This is a genomic window from Paenibacillus sp. 22594 (genome assembly GCF_052044425.1).
Lineage (GTDB): Bacteria > Bacillota > Bacilli > Paenibacillales > Paenibacillaceae > Paenibacillus_AQ.
Genome location: NZ_JBQENA010000001.1, coordinates 810,268 through 825,448, shown reverse-complemented (window position 1 = coordinate 825,448; position 15,181 = coordinate 810,268). Strand labels below are relative to the sequence as shown.

17 protein-coding genes are annotated in these 15,181 nt (G+C 47.5%); 14 read left to right on the top strand and 3 right to left on the bottom strand.

Translation table 11 applies throughout. The features are described from left to right. Nucleotides 1-44: 44 nt before the first annotated feature. Nucleotides 45-863, bottom strand: coding sequence for a lipase family protein (locus tag ACTJKB_RS03800; RefSeq protein WP_440831873.1), 819 nt, complete (start codon nucleotides 861-863; stop codon nucleotides 45-47). Between the two features lie 201 nt (nucleotides 864-1,064). Here ACTJKB_RS03800 and ACTJKB_RS03795 point away from each other — a divergent pair, with 201 nt between their 5' ends. Beyond that, complete coding sequence (locus ACTJKB_RS03795) at nucleotides 1,065-2,183, top strand: copper amine oxidase N-terminal domain-containing protein (RefSeq protein WP_440831872.1); 1,119 nt, start codon at nucleotides 1,065-1,067, stop codon at nucleotides 2,181-2,183. Nucleotides 2,184-2,257: 74 nt separating this feature from the next. Here the strand turns inward: ACTJKB_RS03795 and ACTJKB_RS03790 are convergent, their stop codons facing one another. Further along, the gene (locus ACTJKB_RS03790) at nucleotides 2,258-2,698 is read right to left on the bottom strand and encodes a DUF6376 family protein (protein WP_440831871.1); all 441 of its coding nucleotides are present in this window, start codon (nucleotides 2,696-2,698) and stop codon (nucleotides 2,258-2,260) included. Nucleotides 2,699-2,823: 125 nt separating this feature from the next. Here ACTJKB_RS03790 and ACTJKB_RS03785 point away from each other — a divergent pair, with 125 nt between their 5' ends. From ACTJKB_RS03785 to ACTJKB_RS03775, 3 genes are all read left to right on the top strand, one after another. Further along, nucleotides 2,824-3,381 (top strand): cysteine hydrolase family protein, encoded by a 558-nt coding sequence (locus tag ACTJKB_RS03785; RefSeq protein WP_440831870.1) that lies wholly within the window; start codon nucleotides 2,824-2,826, stop codon nucleotides 3,379-3,381. Between the two features lie 143 nt (nucleotides 3,382-3,524). Further along, nucleotides 3,525-3,941 (top strand): RrF2 family transcriptional regulator, encoded by a 417-nt coding sequence (locus tag ACTJKB_RS03780; RefSeq protein ID WP_440831869.1) that lies wholly within the window; start codon nucleotides 3,525-3,527, stop codon nucleotides 3,939-3,941. A gap of 96 nt (nucleotides 3,942-4,037) precedes the next feature. Next, nucleotides 4,038-4,907 carry an aldo/keto reductase gene (locus ACTJKB_RS03775; RefSeq protein ID WP_440831868.1) on the top strand — a complete coding sequence of 290 codons (870 nt, stop codon included), beginning with the start codon at nucleotides 4,038-4,040 and terminating at the stop codon, nucleotides 4,905-4,907. Here the strand turns inward: ACTJKB_RS03775 and ACTJKB_RS03770 are convergent. Then, entirely contained in the window at nucleotides 4,900-5,748 is an 849-nt protein-coding gene (locus tag ACTJKB_RS03770; protein ID WP_440831867.1) for a helix-turn-helix transcriptional regulator, read from the bottom strand. The two genes, ACTJKB_RS03775 and ACTJKB_RS03770, sit on opposite strands and share 8 nt — an antisense overlap. A gap of 169 nt (nucleotides 5,749-5,917) precedes the next feature. On the opposite strand from ACTJKB_RS03770, the gene ACTJKB_RS03765 reads away from it, so the two are divergent. The 10 genes from ACTJKB_RS03765 to ACTJKB_RS03720 all read left to right on the top strand — a co-directional run bounded on the left by ACTJKB_RS03765 (nucleotide 5,918) and on the right by ACTJKB_RS03720 (nucleotide 15,168). Further along, a complete protein-coding gene (locus ACTJKB_RS03765; protein ID WP_440831866.1) occupies nucleotides 5,918-6,220 on the top strand; it encodes a Dabb family protein in 303 nt (100 codons plus the stop codon). A gap of 90 nt (nucleotides 6,221-6,310) precedes the next feature. Further along, complete coding sequence (locus tag ACTJKB_RS03760; protein ID WP_440831865.1) at nucleotides 6,311-8,956, top strand: LuxR C-terminal-related transcriptional regulator; 2,646 nt, start codon at nucleotides 6,311-6,313, stop codon at nucleotides 8,954-8,956. Between the two features lie 112 nt (nucleotides 8,957-9,068). Beyond that, complete coding sequence (locus ACTJKB_RS03755) at nucleotides 9,069-9,995, top strand: NAD(P)-dependent alcohol dehydrogenase (RefSeq protein ID WP_440831864.1); 927 nt, start codon at nucleotides 9,069-9,071, stop codon at nucleotides 9,993-9,995. A gap of 196 nt (nucleotides 9,996-10,191) precedes the next feature. After that, nucleotides 10,192-10,563, top strand: a complete 372-nt coding sequence (locus ACTJKB_RS03750; RefSeq protein WP_440831863.1) for a DUF952 domain-containing protein — start codon at nucleotides 10,192-10,194, stop codon at nucleotides 10,561-10,563. Nucleotides 10,564-10,592: 29 nt separating this feature from the next. After that, nucleotides 10,593-12,068 carry a protein adenylyltransferase SelO gene (locus ACTJKB_RS03745; RefSeq protein WP_440831862.1) on the top strand — a complete coding sequence of 492 codons (1,476 nt, stop codon included), beginning with the start codon at nucleotides 10,593-10,595 and terminating at the stop codon, nucleotides 12,066-12,068. Nucleotides 12,069-12,091: 23 nt separating this feature from the next. After that, the gene (locus tag ACTJKB_RS03740; protein WP_440831861.1) at nucleotides 12,092-12,631 is read left to right on the top strand and encodes a DNA topology modulation protein; all 540 of its coding nucleotides are present in this window, start codon (nucleotides 12,092-12,094) and stop codon (nucleotides 12,629-12,631) included. Continuing rightward, entirely contained in the window at nucleotides 12,628-12,954 is a 327-nt protein-coding gene (locus ACTJKB_RS03735) for a class I SAM-dependent methyltransferase (RefSeq protein WP_440831860.1), read from the top strand. Before ACTJKB_RS03740 ends, ACTJKB_RS03735 begins: the two co-directional genes overlap by 4 nt. Beyond that, nucleotides 12,944-13,237 carry a hypothetical protein gene (locus ACTJKB_RS03730; RefSeq protein ID WP_440831859.1) on the top strand — a complete coding sequence of 98 codons (294 nt, stop codon included), beginning with the start codon at nucleotides 12,944-12,946 and terminating at the stop codon, nucleotides 13,235-13,237. The genes ACTJKB_RS03735 and ACTJKB_RS03730 overlap by 11 nt, the downstream gene beginning before the upstream one ends. Nucleotides 13,238-13,319: 82 nt before the next feature. Next, entirely contained in the window at nucleotides 13,320-14,552 is a 1,233-nt protein-coding gene (locus ACTJKB_RS03725; protein WP_440831858.1) for an NAD(P)/FAD-dependent oxidoreductase, read from the top strand. A 145-nt stretch (nucleotides 14,553-14,697) separates the two neighbouring features. Then, complete coding sequence (locus ACTJKB_RS03720) at nucleotides 14,698-15,168, top strand: NUDIX hydrolase (protein WP_440831857.1); 471 nt, start codon at nucleotides 14,698-14,700, stop codon at nucleotides 15,166-15,168. The last annotated feature ends 13 nt before the right edge of the window (nucleotides 15,169-15,181 follow it).

The window sequence follows — 15,181 nt, the reverse complement described above, 5'->3', positions numbered from 1 at the left end:
GACATTAGCCCTTCGGCTAGTGTCTTTTGCTTATTCAAGGCCTGCTAAGCTCGAGTCGCTTGGGGGAGCTCTTCCACAACCGGACAAAAACCGGGGGTTGAAGCGCATAGCTGCTGAGTAAACTCCGGACGGAGCTTGGAAAGTTCACTGAAATAACTGCTGAGTGCGTGATTGAGGCTGACGGAACCTTTTTGAAAAGAAAGGGGGTAGAAGGTTTGGACATGGCTGTAATAATACCGTTTGTCCCGGCCAGGCATTATGAAGATCGAGGGCGGAACATAAACGGCAGCGTCAAAAAGATTGCCAATACGGTAGCTATTCGGAACATATCGCGTACAAGCTTTTGCGAAGGCCGGATCACCCACACGGGGAGAACCATAGGTATATAGGTGCGGAGTATTAAATGCAGTATTAGCAGCAACATCGGGAGCGCATAGCGTTGCGAGTGCCCCACCGAGGCTGTGACCTGTAATATATAGCTTTTTGCCGGGGGACAACCGGGAGAGTGCGGAGTGAATACCGCTTCGTGCAGAGGAATAAATGTTGGTGAAGCCGCGGTGGGTAAGGCAGTTTTCTTTGATGTATTTGTACTTTTTTTGCGTGGCATTGGCATTAGAAATCCAGTTAGCCGTTGAACTGCTCCCGCGGAAGGCAATAATGATCTCTTGCGGCGATTCCATAATGAATCCAAACGGTTCCCATACATGGCCTAACGATTTCGCTTGAATGATATGGGTGACTGAATATCCTGTTGGAACAGTGAATGCACCATCCGTATGATTAAACTGGACATAGGTCTGTCCACAGACAGCCGCCAGAAAGATGGCCCGTTCATCAAAAGCCTGATTGTTGTTCACCTGCATCCCGCCTTCCTTATAACCTTTTTATGACTGGAGCCTAAGATAGGTGCATGCCGCTGGAAAAAAAGTTAAGGATACGATTATTTGGATGTGGGTGGAGATTATGGGCCAAGACCCAGCTACCCTTAAAATGAAACCTATCTGAACCGTTTGCGTCTATACATACAGGAATGAATGCTGTGCCAAGAGAGGATGGAAAGATGTATGGTGAAAAAATGGCTGTTTGCCCCTTTGCTCGTGACTTCTCTGCTAATGGCTCCAATTATAGACGCTGCTTCTTCGGCATATTTCAAGTACTCAATGGAGGGCGGAGGACAGAGCACCAATTCGGCGCTGATCAAGAATGGAATTACCTATGTGCCCGCTTATCTGTTGGAGTCGGCAGGTCTTCAGGCCATTTGGGATCAGGCTCATCAAAAGGTGCAGTTTGTTGGATGGAAGAAAAAGGTTGGTATTCGCATAGGGAGCACAAAGGGCGTTCTCGACGGAGCTATCGTTGATCTTGGCGGCACTCCTTTTATCTATGAGGAGCAGCTCTATGTTCCCGCCCGTTTCGTAGTACGTTCACTGGGAGGAACCACGGTGGGCTGGGATGCCGCGCATAGTGTCTATACAGCTGAAGGGCTTAAGTCCTTCGCATCCGCAAGCGCTGTTTATGGTGGTAACCAATATACTATTGATAAAAAAACAGGGAATCTCTATGTAACCGCTCCTTCCGGTGAGTTCAGATTGCTGGCAAAACTCGGTTCGGAGCTGTACGATATGGTTCAATTTGATTTTAAAAAGACTCCAAAGGGCTTGATTTACCTGACTATCACGGATATTTACGGCGAACCCCATATCAACAATAAATGGTATACGCTGATCCTCAAGGATGGAATGGTTATCCGCCAGGATAGTGTGAAGTACTGGATGCGCTATGGGGATAATGTGAAAATGTACGGCAATCACTTGGTGCTTACTGACGGGAAAACGCTGCGGCTGATTGAAGATGGTACAGGGAAGGTAACCTCATCCATAGACATGGTGAAGCTTGGGGGTGTAGCTGAGAACTATTTGGTGGAAGGAATGGATGATGATTTTCTGCTGATTCGTCCGAATCAGAAGGGGCTGCTTACGCTGATCGAACGCAAGTCAGGTAAACAGACATTATTGTACCAAAAGCTGCTCGACACCAAGCAGCAGGAATATGCGGAAACCAACGATATTCCGTTCTATGGGGACAATCTGAAATTCATCAAGCGTGAAGGGGACGCTCTGCTGTTCACTAATGAGTATGTACGGGATGGGAAGATATATAAATATTTGCTGACGGGAAACTAAAGCTGTATCCAACCCATGAACCTAAAAAGCGCTCAAAGCAGTTACTCCTATGCTTTGAGCGCTTATATGTGCTGTTATTGCGGGATCAGCTGAGTAAGCTGGTTTAATAATTCGTTGATTTTGTTTATTGTATCGGGAATGCCTGTCGATTCAAAGGCGGCTTTTCCTTCTTCCAGATTGGTGATTGCCTGATCCAGACCTTGCTGGAGTGTTTCATTATACCCTACAATGGATTGATGCAGGTCCGCTGCATATTCGGGAACCTGCAGGTCAGCATATTGAACGATCTGTTCCTTGAGCGCAAGGAGTCTATCCGTCAATGCCTGTCTAACCTGCGGATCTGTGGCAGCACTCTCGGCCAGTGTATCCATTTCCTGCCCGAACTCCGTCAAGGTTTGCATATATGAAGCTGTATCGGCGGCGAAATTGACGCTGTTCCCCACCTTTTCTGCAAACCCGCAACCTGGTACAACCAGCAAAATGAAAAGCAGCAGACTTATTCCGTATTTCTTCATTCGCTTCACTCCTCTTGAGATATCTTATGTGCCAAGTATACTGAAGGTAATACGGGAGTGAGCTCTTTAGGTTGCGTAAGTAACGGATCAGAGCCGTTTTCTAGCCTATTAAAGGGGGAATTTGATTGAACCAGCTATTGTTAATCATTGATGCGCAGCAGGAATTAATGGATGGGAACCAAGAGGAAAGTGCAGTATTTAATAAAGAGCAGCTCATTCACACGATCAATAAAGTGATTGAGAAGGCAAAAGAATCTGGTGTTGAAGCGGTGTTTGTAAGGGATCTCGATGTAGCTCAGGGAAAGGGTGCAGGTTTTCAGGTGCACAGTGAAATCCATATGCCTGCAGATGCCAAAGTGTTCGATAAGCAGGCAACAAATGCTTTTCACGGGACCGGACTTCTGCAATATTTACAAGATCAACAGGTCGAACATGTGGTGATTATGGGCTGTAAGACACAGCACTGTATCGATACCGCAGTCCGGACGGCTACCGTCAGTAAGCTGGATGTTACCCTAGTCGGAGATGGACATTCTACAACAGACAGTGAGGTTTTGAGTGCAGAACAGATCATCAGGCATCATAACCGTACACTGCATGGACACTACAATGTCGAACATTTTTCGATGGTCAGAGACTCTGAGGAAGATCTGTTTCGTCCAACGCATGACACTTACAGATAGTGGTATACACGCGGGCAGCACTCTGAGAGTGCTGCTTTTATTATCTTTTTTAGGCTGCTAGCTCGATATTTAATTGCCTGCTTGAAATCTAAATCTAAAAGATATATAGTATATTTAGAAATCGATAGTTAGGGTGAATACAATTGTCATACTCGACAGCCTTATCGCAAGGGATCTCCATATTACTCTATATTCATGGTATCTCGGAGGAAAACTGTGCTAACTTTTTATCCACCAAAGTGATTTCCGAGCAGCTTAATATTCCAGTACCAACCACGGTGAAAGTCATCCGCAACCTGAATAATGCCAAACTGACGATTGCCAAAGAAGGGGCTAAAGGTGGCATCCTGCTGGCAAGACCGTTATCCGAGATCACGATATTGGATGTTTTTCTGGCCGTAGAGCCTGGAAAAGCCTTATTCAAACTCCACACGGATGTAACCCTGCAAGGAAAAGAAGTGGATGAAGTGAAACAAAAAATCTCAGACAGTCTAGAGGCTGCAGAGATAGCGATGCAGGATCAATTAAAAAAAGTAAGGTTAACGGATTTATTAACGTGATAAAGTTAACCTATTTTTTTTGAATTAACTAAATATAATAGGTATAAAGAATATTGTGTATATTTCGATTTTAAATTAGCGAAAAGGAGCATTCAAATGAGTCTAGAATCAACAGTAGTGAGAGCAAACAATGGCGTTGCAATCCCGCAATTAGGGTTTGGAGTTTATAAAATAACTAAGGAGGAAGAGTTCAGGACAGCAATCAGCGAGGCTATTCAGATAGGCTACCGGCATTTTGACACCGCCAAAATTTACGGGAATGAGGAAGCTTTAGGCAGAGCGATCCAGAACAGTCAAATCCCGCGTGAGCAATTTTTCATCACCTCCAAAGTGTGGAACACAGATCATGGGTATAAAGCGACCAAGAAGGCCTTTGAACGAACCATTCAAAAGATGGGTGTAGATTACCTGGATATGTATCTAATCCATTTCGCATCGCCTAACTATATAGAGACGTGGAAAGCGATGGAGGAATTATATGAAGCGGGGAAGATTAAAGTCATTGGGGTGGCTAATTTTGAGATTCAGCATCTGGAGCATTTAATGAAATACAGTACAATCCCGCCGATGATCAATCAGATTGAGACCCATCCAGAGTTTCCGCAATTAGAGCTGCATAACTATCTTAAGGAGCATCAGATCCTGCACGAGGCCTGGGCTCCGCTAGGACAAGGCAATCAGACACTTCTCCAGCATCCGGAATTAAAAAAGATCGCTGAGCAGCATCATAAAACGGTGGCTCAGGTCATTTTACGCTGGCACCTGGAACGGGGAGTAATCCTTATTCCCAAGTCCTCTAATCCCAAAAGAATCAAGGAGAACAGCGAGATCTTTGATTTTAGCCTGACCAGCAGGAATATGGAAAAAGTCAGCCAGCTGAATACAGGCAAACGCTATTCGATGAATCCAACGGGGTATATGATTAACCCAATCTATAATCGTCTGATGAAACTATTTCTTAAATAAAGTTACCTTTATTCATCAGCAGCTCCATTTTTGCAATGGTGCCGTCTTGTTGCGGAACGTGAATGGACACAGTCAGGTTTGGATTCTCCAGGGATTGGAAGGAGACCAGGTCGAAATTCAGCTTCCCCAGGTTAGGACACCGCAGCACTTTGTGGCTGTCAATGGCATCCCTTATGTCATGAGTTTTCCAGAATTCCCGAAACTCGGGGCTGGCCTTGGATAAAGCCTCGTATTGCTCAGACCACCAGGGATCGTCTGCACAACGGGCGTAGCCGGCATGGAATTGAGCTGCGATTCGGCGGGCGTGAAGCTCCCATTGATCGCCTTTGAGATACCGGAATTGCGGGGAGGTAAAGGTCATCCATACGAAATTCCGTTCCCGTTCAGACATGGAGGATAAGTCACCGTTAATGGCACAGTAAGCCGAATTCCATGCGACGATGTTCATTCGGGTATCCATGATACTGGCAGGAGAAGTATCGAGACTATCCAGGAAACCTTGCAGCGACGGGCTGACAAAGGAGGCGTCAAATGGCAGCTCGAGGGGCAGCTCCCTGCGTGCCAGCGAAAACAGATGTTTACGTTCGGAGGCATCCAGCATGAATACGTTGGACAATCGTTCAAGGACTTCAGGGGATACATTAATGTGCCGGCCCTGTTCCAAATAGGTATACCAATCCAATCCTACTTCCGCCAGCATAGCGACTTCTCCGCGGCGAAGCCCGGGAGTGCGTCTGCGTCCGCTATATGGCAATCCGACTTGCTCAGGCCGAATCCGTTCTCTGCGAATCCGCAAGAATCGGGCTAATTCCTGAAATCTATCTAATTGGGGTGTAGACATATAATTCTTCCCTTTCACATGAATTTCACAAGGAGAGTGGGACTGACAATCCCAGGATAATCAAATCTCTTACTAACCCGGAGGGTTCTTTATACAATAGCTTATGTCATCTATGGAGAAGAATCAATGAAGACCAAGATAATATCAATACTCGAGTGGAGGGTACATCATGTACGAACATATCGTTCTTTTTAAATTCAATAACAGCGGCACGGCAGAGAAACAAGAAGAAGTCATCCAGACCGTGAACTCTTTCAAAACCTCGATTCCCGGTATTATTGAACTGAGCGCTGGCATCAATGTAACGGAAGAAGTTGAGAATAAGAATGGATATACTCTGGGTATCCGGATTACTTTCGAAGACAAACAGGCAAGCCGGAACTATTTTCACCATCCGCTGCATCAGCAATTTCTGCAAAACGCAGGCAGTTTGATTGAAAGTGTTATTGTTGTAGATTACCCGTTCCATTGAACGGAGGATGAGGGCTCGCAGGCTATCCAGCTGATCCCGGAACGAGCTGCTTTGTTGACGCTGCAGGATTACAATCATTATAATCTAGCTATGACAATATCTATTGTATCTACCAAGCTGTATATCCCCCCGGCCAGGTCAAAAATCGTTGTCCGCCCGCGTCTGCTGGAGCGGCTTAACGAAGGTTTGCAAGGCAAGCTGACTGTCCTCTCCGCCTCTGCCGGTTATGGTAAAACGACACTCGTCAGTGCTTGGCTCTCCGTCTGCGGACGCAGAGCCGGGTGGCTGTCGCTGGATGCTGGTGATAATGATCCTGCGAGTTTTCTCACGTATTTGTGCGCCGCTTGCCGGACCATTGGCGTGAACATCGGAGAGGGTATATTTGCTATGCTTCAATCCCCGCAGCCCCCGCCAATCGAATCACTGCTGACGGCACTTCTGAATGAAATCACCTCTGTATCTGAGCCTTCCATTCTTGTCCTTGACGATTACCATCTGATTGATTCGAAGCCGGTCAATGAAGCCGTGGCTTTTCTGATTGAGCACCTGCCGCCGCAGATGCATCTGGTCATCGCCACACGCGAAGAACCGGTTTTACCGTTGCCGAGGCTCCGTGTGCGGCATCAATTGACTGAACTGCATGCTGCAGACCTGCGGTTCAATGCCTCCGAAACTGCTGAATTTCTAGATCAGGTGATGGGTCTGATGCTTTCCGCTGAAGATGTTATGCTCCTTGAAACCCGCACAGAAGGCTGGATAGCTGGCCTTCAATTAGCCGCACTCTCTTTGCAGGGGCGCAATGATACCACCGGTTTCATCCAGTCGTTCTCGGGGCGCCACAAGTTTGTCCTGGATTATCTGGTAGAAGAAGTGCTGCAGCAGCAGTCTGCAAGTATTCAGGCCTTTTTGCTGTTCACATCGGTCCTGAGCCGGATGTGCGGCCCGCTGTGTGATGCTGTTATGGGTGAAGAATCTGGAGAGTCAACTTTTTCTTCCGGACAACGCACCTTGGAATATCTTGAACATGCGAATCTTTTCCTTATCCCTTTGGACAACGAAAGACGCTGGTACCGCTATCACCACCTCTTTGCGGATTTGCTGCGGGAACGTCTGTCTCAAGGCCTTCCCGTTGCTGAATTTCATATTCGGGCGAGCGTATGGTATGAGGACAATGGATTTGAACTTGAAGCTTTCCACCATGCAGCCGCTGCCGGGGATATCGAACGCGCTGCCCGGTTGATGGAAGGAGAAGGGATGCCGTTGCTGTTTCGGGGAGCAGTAACTCCCGTACTGAACTGGCTGGAATCCGTACCAAGGAAAATACTCGATTCAAGGCCTTCATTGTGGGTTATGTATGCTTCCGGACTCCTCATGCAGGGCTGGATATCGAGTGTTGAACAGAAGCTGCAAGCTGCAGAACAAGCGCTGCACGGCACTGTACAGAACGAGAGAACCCGTGATATTACAGGACATATTGCCTCTATACGTGCTACGCTCGCGGTAAGCAGACACCAGGCTGAACCCATCATGGCCGAATCACGCCGCGCCTTGGAATACCTCCATCCTGACAATCTGCCGGTGCGTGCAGCGGCCGCGTGGTCGCTGGGGTATGCTTATCAGCTCCAAGGAGATCTCAGCCTGGCCGAAACAGCCTATGCCGAAGCCTTGTCGATCAGCAAGAGAATCGGGCATGTGATGATCACTATCATGGCGACCCTAGGCCTCGGAAACATTCAGGAAGTGGAGAACCAGTTACCGGCTGCGGCTGGGAGTTATCATCGTGTGCTGGAATGGGCTGGGGAACCGCCACTGCCGGCTGCATGCGAAGCACACCTGGGATTAGCGCGGATCTTTTATGAATGGAATGAATGGGATCAAGCCCTCCTGCACAGCCGGCAAAGCGTCCAGCTTGCGCAACAGTTTGAAGATTCGGACCGGGGGGTGGCAGGCGAGGTGCTGCTCGCCAAGCTGAAGCTTGCACGGGGAGAGGTGAGTGCGGCAGCTGCTATTTTAGCACAAGCAGAGCTTCTCGCCCGCAAGGAACATTTCTGGGCACAGATTCCCCAGATTGCAGTTATGCAAGTGTCGGCTTTGCTTCATCAGGAGAACCTGGATGCAGCCGCTATCCTTGCTGAGCAGCACGGGCTTTCACTCTGCCAGGCAAAGGTATACATGGCACGCGGAGATACTTCTGCCGTGCTAGCGGTGCTTGAGCCAATGCTTGGGCAAGCAGCCGTCAGGGGTCGTCCGGACGAACGGCTAAAGGGAATGATTTTTTATGCAGCAGTCCTTTACAGAAACGGAGATAAGTCTGCAGCGACGCAAGCATTGGCTGAGGCTATGACAATGGCCCAGCCTGGCGGCTATATCCGCGCTTTTGTCGACGAAGGGCTGCCGGTTGAAAGGCTGCTGCGCGAAGCACAGGTTGGTGGGGAATTACTGGACTACCGGAGGAGACTGCTGGCTGCATTTGAAGCCGAGAATCCACAACACAGCCAATTGAGATCTGCTAATCAACTGCCCAGTACGTCCCAGCCCCTTATTGAGACACTGAGCGGACGGGAGCTTGAAATATTGCAGCTCATTGCACAAGGTCTCTCGAACCGCGAGATTAGCGAGCGGCTATTTCTAGCACTAAGTACTGTTAAGGGGTACAACCGCAATATCTTTGACAAACTTCAGGTCTCGCGGCGTACAGAGGCTGTTGCCCGTGCCCGTAGGCTAGGTTTGTTGTAATGTCTTTTAACAGCACTGTTTCAGTTTTTGGCGAAAAGCATACTTAAGTATCTACATTATCGTCCCCGCTGAAGCTATACTTATTGCAAATCGACACCCGGGGGGGAAACTTATGAAAGCCATAGTATGCTCCAACTACGGATCACCAGAAACACTGCGCCTCATAGAGCTGGAGAAGCCTTTGCCCAAGAGCAAAGAACTGCTGATCAAGGTTCATGCTTCAACCGTAACCGCAGGGGATGTTAGAGTACGGACTTTCAAGAGTCCTGCCTTGCTATGGCTGCCTATGCGGATCGTATTAGGTCTAAGAAAACCCAGAAAACCTGTTTTGGGTGTAGAGTTAGCCGGTGAAGTAGTAGCTGTAGGCTCTGAAGTGGAGCATTTCAAGCAAGGTGACCTGGTTTTTGCATTAACGGGGATGCACTTTGGCGCCCATGCTGAGTATGCCTGTCTGCATGAAGATAGAATGGTATGGTTCAAACCGGCCAATACGACCTTTGAGGAAGCTGCTGCAGCGCTTTATGGGGGAACCACCGCATTGTATTTTCTTAGAAAAGCAGGTGTTCAAAGGGGACAAAAAGTTCTGGTCTATGGAGCTTCAGGCACTGTAGGGACATTTGCATTACAGCTTGCTAAGCACTTTGGGGCTGAGGTAGACGCGGTATGCAGTACAGCAAATCTGGAATGGGTACATTCCTTGGGCGCGGGTCAAGTGATCGATTATACGATAGAGGATTTTACAACAAGAGACGTTCGGTATGACATTATCTTCGATGCCTCCGGCAAGCTCCCAAAATCCAGGTGCAAAAAAGCACTGAAGCCCACCGGAGTATATGTTACGGTAGCCGGGCAGGGAATGGCCAGGGTCCGCATCCAGGATCTGCAATTCCTAAAAGATCTAATGGAGACGGGGAAGATTAAATCGGTGATCGACAGGTACTATTCATTAGAACATACGGCCGAGGCTCATCGGTATGTGGAACAAGGGCATAAGAAAGGCAGTGTTGTGATCAGAGTGAGTCAGGGCAGCGACCATTAAATTATAAACCCAACATCACCCTGCAGGAGGCAGGAGCAATCCGTGTTTTGCTTATGAACGAGGCTGCCGGTAATCAGACTGGATTTTCTGCAATACGAAACCACTCCTTTGAAATGGTTGTCGCACTTCCATTTTTCCAAAGGTTGGTTTCTTTTTGCTTTTTTTTTGACACAACCTATATAAGGAGGGTTTTGGTATGATATTTGTACATGCTGTGCTCAAAACGGAATGGGAGTCAGCGATTTTGAACGGAGTCTATAAAGGTCCTACTTTAGAAACAGAAGGCTTCATTCATTGCTCACCGATTCATAAAATAGTGCCGGTCGCCAATGATAATTTCCAGGGAGTTCACGGGCTTATTTTGCTGTGTATTGAGGCGTCAAAAGTAAAGGCTGAGGTTAGGTGGGAAGATCTATACAATGAAGGAAGCGAATATCCTCATATCTACGGTGAACTCAATTTTGATGCTGTAGTGAAGACTGTTGAGTTCGAGCCTAATGTAGATGGCTATTTTTCGCTGCCTCAAGAATTAGCAGAGCTGCAGCAGTGTACACTAGAAGGAAACTAATTACGACTAAAAGTAAACAAGGAGGCACTATGACGGAGAAAAAAGAAAGTATAGACCCGGGGTGGCACTTCGACAATAGTTACGCCAGTCTGCCGGAATCTTTGTTTACCTTACAGAAGCCGACACCTGTCCGCTTGCCGGAGCTTGTTATTTTTAATGATCCGCTCGCCACCTCATTAGGGCTAAATGTCCCGGCTCTGCGCAGCAATAACGGTTCAGCGGTTCTCGCAGGCAATGAGGTTCCCGATGGTGCTGAACCTCTTGCGCAAGCTTATGCAGGACATCAATTCGGTCATTTCAATATGCTGGGAGACGGCCGGGCAGTGCTCATTGGTGAACAGATCAATCCGCTCGGCGTGCGAGTAGACATTCAGCTTAAGGGATCAGGAAGAACCCCCTACTCCAGAGGGGGCGATGGCCGGGCGGCGCTCGGCCCGATGCTGCGCGAATACATCATCAGCGAAGCCATGCATGCGCTTGGTATTCCTACGACCCGCAGTTTGGCGGTTGTGTCAACCGGTGAGTCCTTATTCCGTGAAACCGAACAGCCGGGTGCCATTTTGACCCGTGTAGCTGCCAGTCATTTGCGCGTCGGGACCTTTCAATTTGTTGCCGCAAGGGGCAACACCGAGGAGCTCCGGGCTTTGGCAGATTACACCCTGCAAAGACATTATCCGGATGCGGATGCGGAAGGGAACCGTTATCTGATTTTGCTTCAGGAGGTGATTCAACGTCAGGCGGATTTGATTGCCAAATGGCAGCTTGCAGGTTTTATTCATGGGGTGATGAACACCGACAACATGGCTCTTAGCGGAGAAACTATTGATTATGGCCCATGCGCGTTCCTGGACGTATATGACCCTGCAACCGTATTTAGTTCCATTGATCTTCAGGGCCGCTACGCCTATCGCAATCAGCCCCGGATTGCCGCCTGGAATCTTGCGAGGTTTGCAGAAACTCTTCTTCCGCTGCTGCATGGCAACCAATCGGAGGCTATCCAAATGGCTGAGGCTGCCATAGCTGATTTTTCTGTAAGGTATGACCGGATTTGGGTGGCAGGAATGAGAGCGAAGCTCGGAATCTTTAACGAAGAACAAGAGGATATCCATCTTATAGAAGAACTCCTCCGTATAATGCAAACGTATCGTACGGACTACACGAATACTTTTCGTGCCTTAACATTGGGGAAGCCGGAAGATACAGTCTTGTCTGGCACGGAGGAATTTACCCAGTGGCATAAGCTCTGGCAGGAAAGACTTGGAAGACAGGGCGAAACCCCGGCTTCCTCGCAGCAGCTGATGCGCAGCAGCAATCCTGCGGTCATTCCGCGTAATCACAGAGTGGAAGAAGCACTGGAAGCTGCGGTGAAACACAAAAACTACAGTGTTATGGAGCAACTCCTGAAGGTTCTTTCAGACCCGTATGCCTACTCTGACGAACAGACGGATTACTCGACATTGCCGGAGGAAACTGCGCGTCCCTATCGAACCTTTTGCGGAACCTGATTTGCTGGCTCTTAGTCTGTTTCATGAAAGGAGAAACTGTGGAAAGGATATTGGTTATTGGCTCGGGAGGATCGGGGAAATCTACACTTTCCAGGAAGCTTGGCGGCATTCTTAAGCTACCGGTTATCCATTTGGATACCTATTTTTGGAATGCGAACTGGGTCCCCAAAGAAAATGCAGAATGGGATCAGATCGTAGAGCGCTTCACTCACGAAGATCAATGGATCATTGACGGCAACTATTCCAGGACGATGGACAGCAGAATAAAGAGAGCAAATTTAATTATTTTTTTGGACATGCCGAGAGTTCTATGTATGTACCGGATATTTAAACGGCGTATCATGTACCACAAGAAGGCCAGACCTGATATGAACGAAGAGTGCCCGGAAAAGATAGACTGGGACTTTGTAAAGTGGGTCTGGAATTACCGGACAAGAAGCCGCAAGAACACAATAAAGAAACTGGAACGTATCCAAGAACCACAACAAGTTATTACTTTGAAAACAAGAAAACAAGTGGATGAATTCATCAGGTCGCTGCAAGAGAACGGAGGTGCCAAATGAGTGATATCATTGATTATTATTCAAATTATGATGAATGGGGGCGCCTAGACCGGGAACCCCTTGAATTTAGGGTGAACTGGCATTTTATTAAGAATAGCCTGCCTCCTACAGGAATAGTTCTAGACAACGGGGCTGGCCCAGGAAAATACTCGATGGAATTGGCCAAACTGGGATACGACGTAACGCTGACTGATTTAACACCCAGGTTAGTTGATATAGCAAAGGCAGTGAGCTTGGTCTGGTTCATCAATTTTCGGACTTTCTCGTGCGGGATGCGAGAGATTTATTCAGCTCGACAGCTTAGCAGAAATAATGGAATTTAAAAAAACGGGTGTGTTTAACCATTCAGATCAAGGAAGGTTTACTGGGGCATATTTTTTTAATATTGAAGATATCCTTCCCTTTTTTGAAGGTCATGGCTTTGAAACCATAAAATTAGTGGCTTCTACAGGAATTGGTGGGAGATTAACGAAAGAGAATTGGGATTACTGGTCAGCACGAGGCGAAGAAGATATGCTTATGGAACTTATTTATGAATCAGCGGAAGACCCCTACATTCTAGGGGCAAACGCATCCCATTTGCTCTATATCGGCAGAAAAAAATAAAGCTTCAGCCTGCAGTAAACCGTATGAATCCTAACAACCGGGTAATAATAAATTCCAGTCTGTTAATTGCAGGGGGAATTCCATGAACTTACAATCGGGAACTTATTATTGGCCGACCACCTTTCCAGAAGCTCCGTCCTACCCTCCATTGAAGGAGAATGTTACTTGTGACGTGGTGATTATCGGCGGAGGAAGCTCCGCAGCGCAATGTGCGTATTACTTAGCCGACAGAGGCATACAAGTCACTGTTTTGGAAAAAGGGACCATAGGCAGCGGAAGCACGAGTACGAACACCGCTATCATTCAATATTCGGGCGAAAAAATGTTCACGGCCCTGGCCCACACCTTCGGGGATGAATATGTCGGGCGGCATCTGAAACTGCTTAAGGAGGCGATCGATGAGATCGAAGCGGCTTCACGGCATGTTGATATCGATTGTGAATTTCGCCGGAGGGATACGCTATATTCCGCTAGCTGTCACGAGGATGTAGATCGTTTACGGAATGAGTATGCTTTTATCAAGCGGCATGGCATAGAATTGGACTTTTGGACACAAGAGGACATTGAAGCGAAGTACCCGTTCAGCCGGGACGCCGCGATCTACTCCTACAATGATGGTGAGTTGAATCCGTACAAGTTCACCCATGCATTGTTTCAGTATGCGGGGCAACAGGGAGTTGCTGTTTATGAGCACACGGAGATGAACGGCCACCGTTATGACCGGGAACAGCAGCGCATGATTATCTACACGAAAACCGGGTACGAGGTGAGCGCCCGATATGTCATTTTTGCAGCAGGCTATGAAAATATGGATATCCGAAAAGAAAAGCAAGCCTCTTTCGTTAGTACCTATACAGTCACCACTGAGAAAGTAGCGGACTTCTCCTCCTGGTATAACCGGACCCTTCTCTGGGAGACGGCACGCCCCTATTTATACATCCGCAGCACCGCCGATAACCGGATTATCATCGGTGGTCTCGATGACAACACGACTTTACCAGAGGACCGGGACAGCAAGCTGATGCACAAGAAGGATAAGCTGATCGAAGATTTTAATCAATTGTTTCCTGGAATCAAGGTGAGGCCTGCCTTCTATTCCACGGCATTTTACGGCGGGATCGTGGACGGTTTGCCTATAGTCGGAAAATACGATCAATTCCCGAACAGCTACTTCCTGCTCGCTTACGGCGACAACGGAACGGTCTACAGCCAACTGCTGGCCAAGATTATTGTACAGGAAATCGTCGAAGGACATAGTCCTGACCTGGAGCTGTATTTGCAGGACCGTCCGCTCCTCAAGCGTTCGTTCATTTGAATCCACAGTTAGAAGCTTCTGCCAGAGATTGGCGGAGGCTTTTTTTCATTGAATTATTTTTAGTAATCGTAATATTCTTCCATTTAATAGTATAATTAACGCTAGACGAAGTATGGGCAAAATGAAGGATGAGAGGAGTTGTGAAATGGAGGTTTCTCCGAAGCATACAGTGACTGCTGCTGTGGTTGTGATTAATGATCGTAACGAAATACTGCTAAAATACGGACCGAAGCGTGGATGGGAAATCCCAGGAGGCAGAGTCGAAGAGGGGGAATCACTGTCTGCTGCAGCTTTGCGGGAAACGAAAGAAGAGACAGGCATGGATATAGAAATCATTAAATTTTGTGGTTTTTTTCAGAATGTTAAGGGATCAGTTTGTAACACCTTATTTATGGGAAGACCCATCGGTGGAGAGTTTAGAACATCGGCTGAAAGCTTAGAGATTCGATATTATTCTATTGAAGAGGCACTTGAAAAAATAACCTGGAAGAGTTTCAGAGAACAAATTGAATATTGTTTACATTATGAAGAGCAATTTTTAGTCGAATATAATAACCGTAATTATAAGAAAAAAGTATTTTGCGGCGATATTGAGGAAGGTCCGGATTTCATATAGCAAGGCATAGAGT

What these genes read in the sequence shown, in the direction of transcription:
- ACTJKB_RS03775 (WP_440831868.1), top strand. Translation starts at nt 4,038, where the DNA reads ATGAGTCTAGAATCAACAGTAGTGAGAGCAAACAATGGCGTTGCAATC.
- ACTJKB_RS03800 (WP_440831873.1), bottom strand. Translation starts at nt 863, where the DNA reads ATGCAGGTGAACAACAATCAGGCTTTTGATGAACGGGCCATCTTTCTG.
- ACTJKB_RS03790 (WP_440831871.1), bottom strand. Translation starts at nt 2,698, where the DNA reads ATGAAGAAATACGGAATAAGTCTGCTGCTTTTCATTTTGCTGGTTGTA.
- ACTJKB_RS03730 (WP_440831859.1), top strand. Translation starts at nt 12,944, where the DNA reads ATGGAATTTAAAAAAACGGGTGTGTTTAACCATTCAGATCAAGGAAGG.
- ACTJKB_RS03740 (WP_440831861.1), top strand. Translation starts at nt 12,092, where the DNA reads ATGAAAGGAGAAACTGTGGAAAGGATATTGGTTATTGGCTCGGGAGGA.
- ACTJKB_RS03755 (WP_440831864.1), top strand. Translation starts at nt 9,069, where the DNA reads ATGAAAGCCATAGTATGCTCCAACTACGGATCACCAGAAACACTGCGC.
- ACTJKB_RS03765 (WP_440831866.1), top strand. Translation starts at nt 5,918, where the DNA reads ATGTACGAACATATCGTTCTTTTTAAATTCAATAACAGCGGCACGGCA.
- ACTJKB_RS03745 (WP_440831862.1), top strand. Translation starts at nt 10,593, where the DNA reads ATGACGGAGAAAAAAGAAAGTATAGACCCGGGGTGGCACTTCGACAAT.
- ACTJKB_RS03760 (WP_440831865.1), top strand. Translation starts at nt 6,311, where the DNA reads ATGACAATATCTATTGTATCTACCAAGCTGTATATCCCCCCGGCCAGG.
- ACTJKB_RS03720 (WP_440831857.1), top strand. Translation starts at nt 14,698, where the DNA reads ATGGAGGTTTCTCCGAAGCATACAGTGACTGCTGCTGTGGTTGTGATT.
- ACTJKB_RS03770 (WP_440831867.1), bottom strand. Translation starts at nt 5,748, where the DNA reads ATGTCTACACCCCAATTAGATAGATTTCAGGAATTAGCCCGATTCTTG.
- ACTJKB_RS03735 (WP_440831860.1), top strand. Translation starts at nt 12,628, where the DNA reads ATGAGTGATATCATTGATTATTATTCAAATTATGATGAATGGGGGCGC.
- ACTJKB_RS03725 (WP_440831858.1), top strand. Translation starts at nt 13,320, where the DNA reads ATGAACTTACAATCGGGAACTTATTATTGGCCGACCACCTTTCCAGAA.
- ACTJKB_RS03750 (WP_440831863.1), top strand. Translation starts at nt 10,192, where the DNA reads ATGATATTTGTACATGCTGTGCTCAAAACGGAATGGGAGTCAGCGATT.
- ACTJKB_RS03795 (WP_440831872.1), top strand. Translation starts at nt 1,065, where the DNA reads ATGGTGAAAAAATGGCTGTTTGCCCCTTTGCTCGTGACTTCTCTGCTA.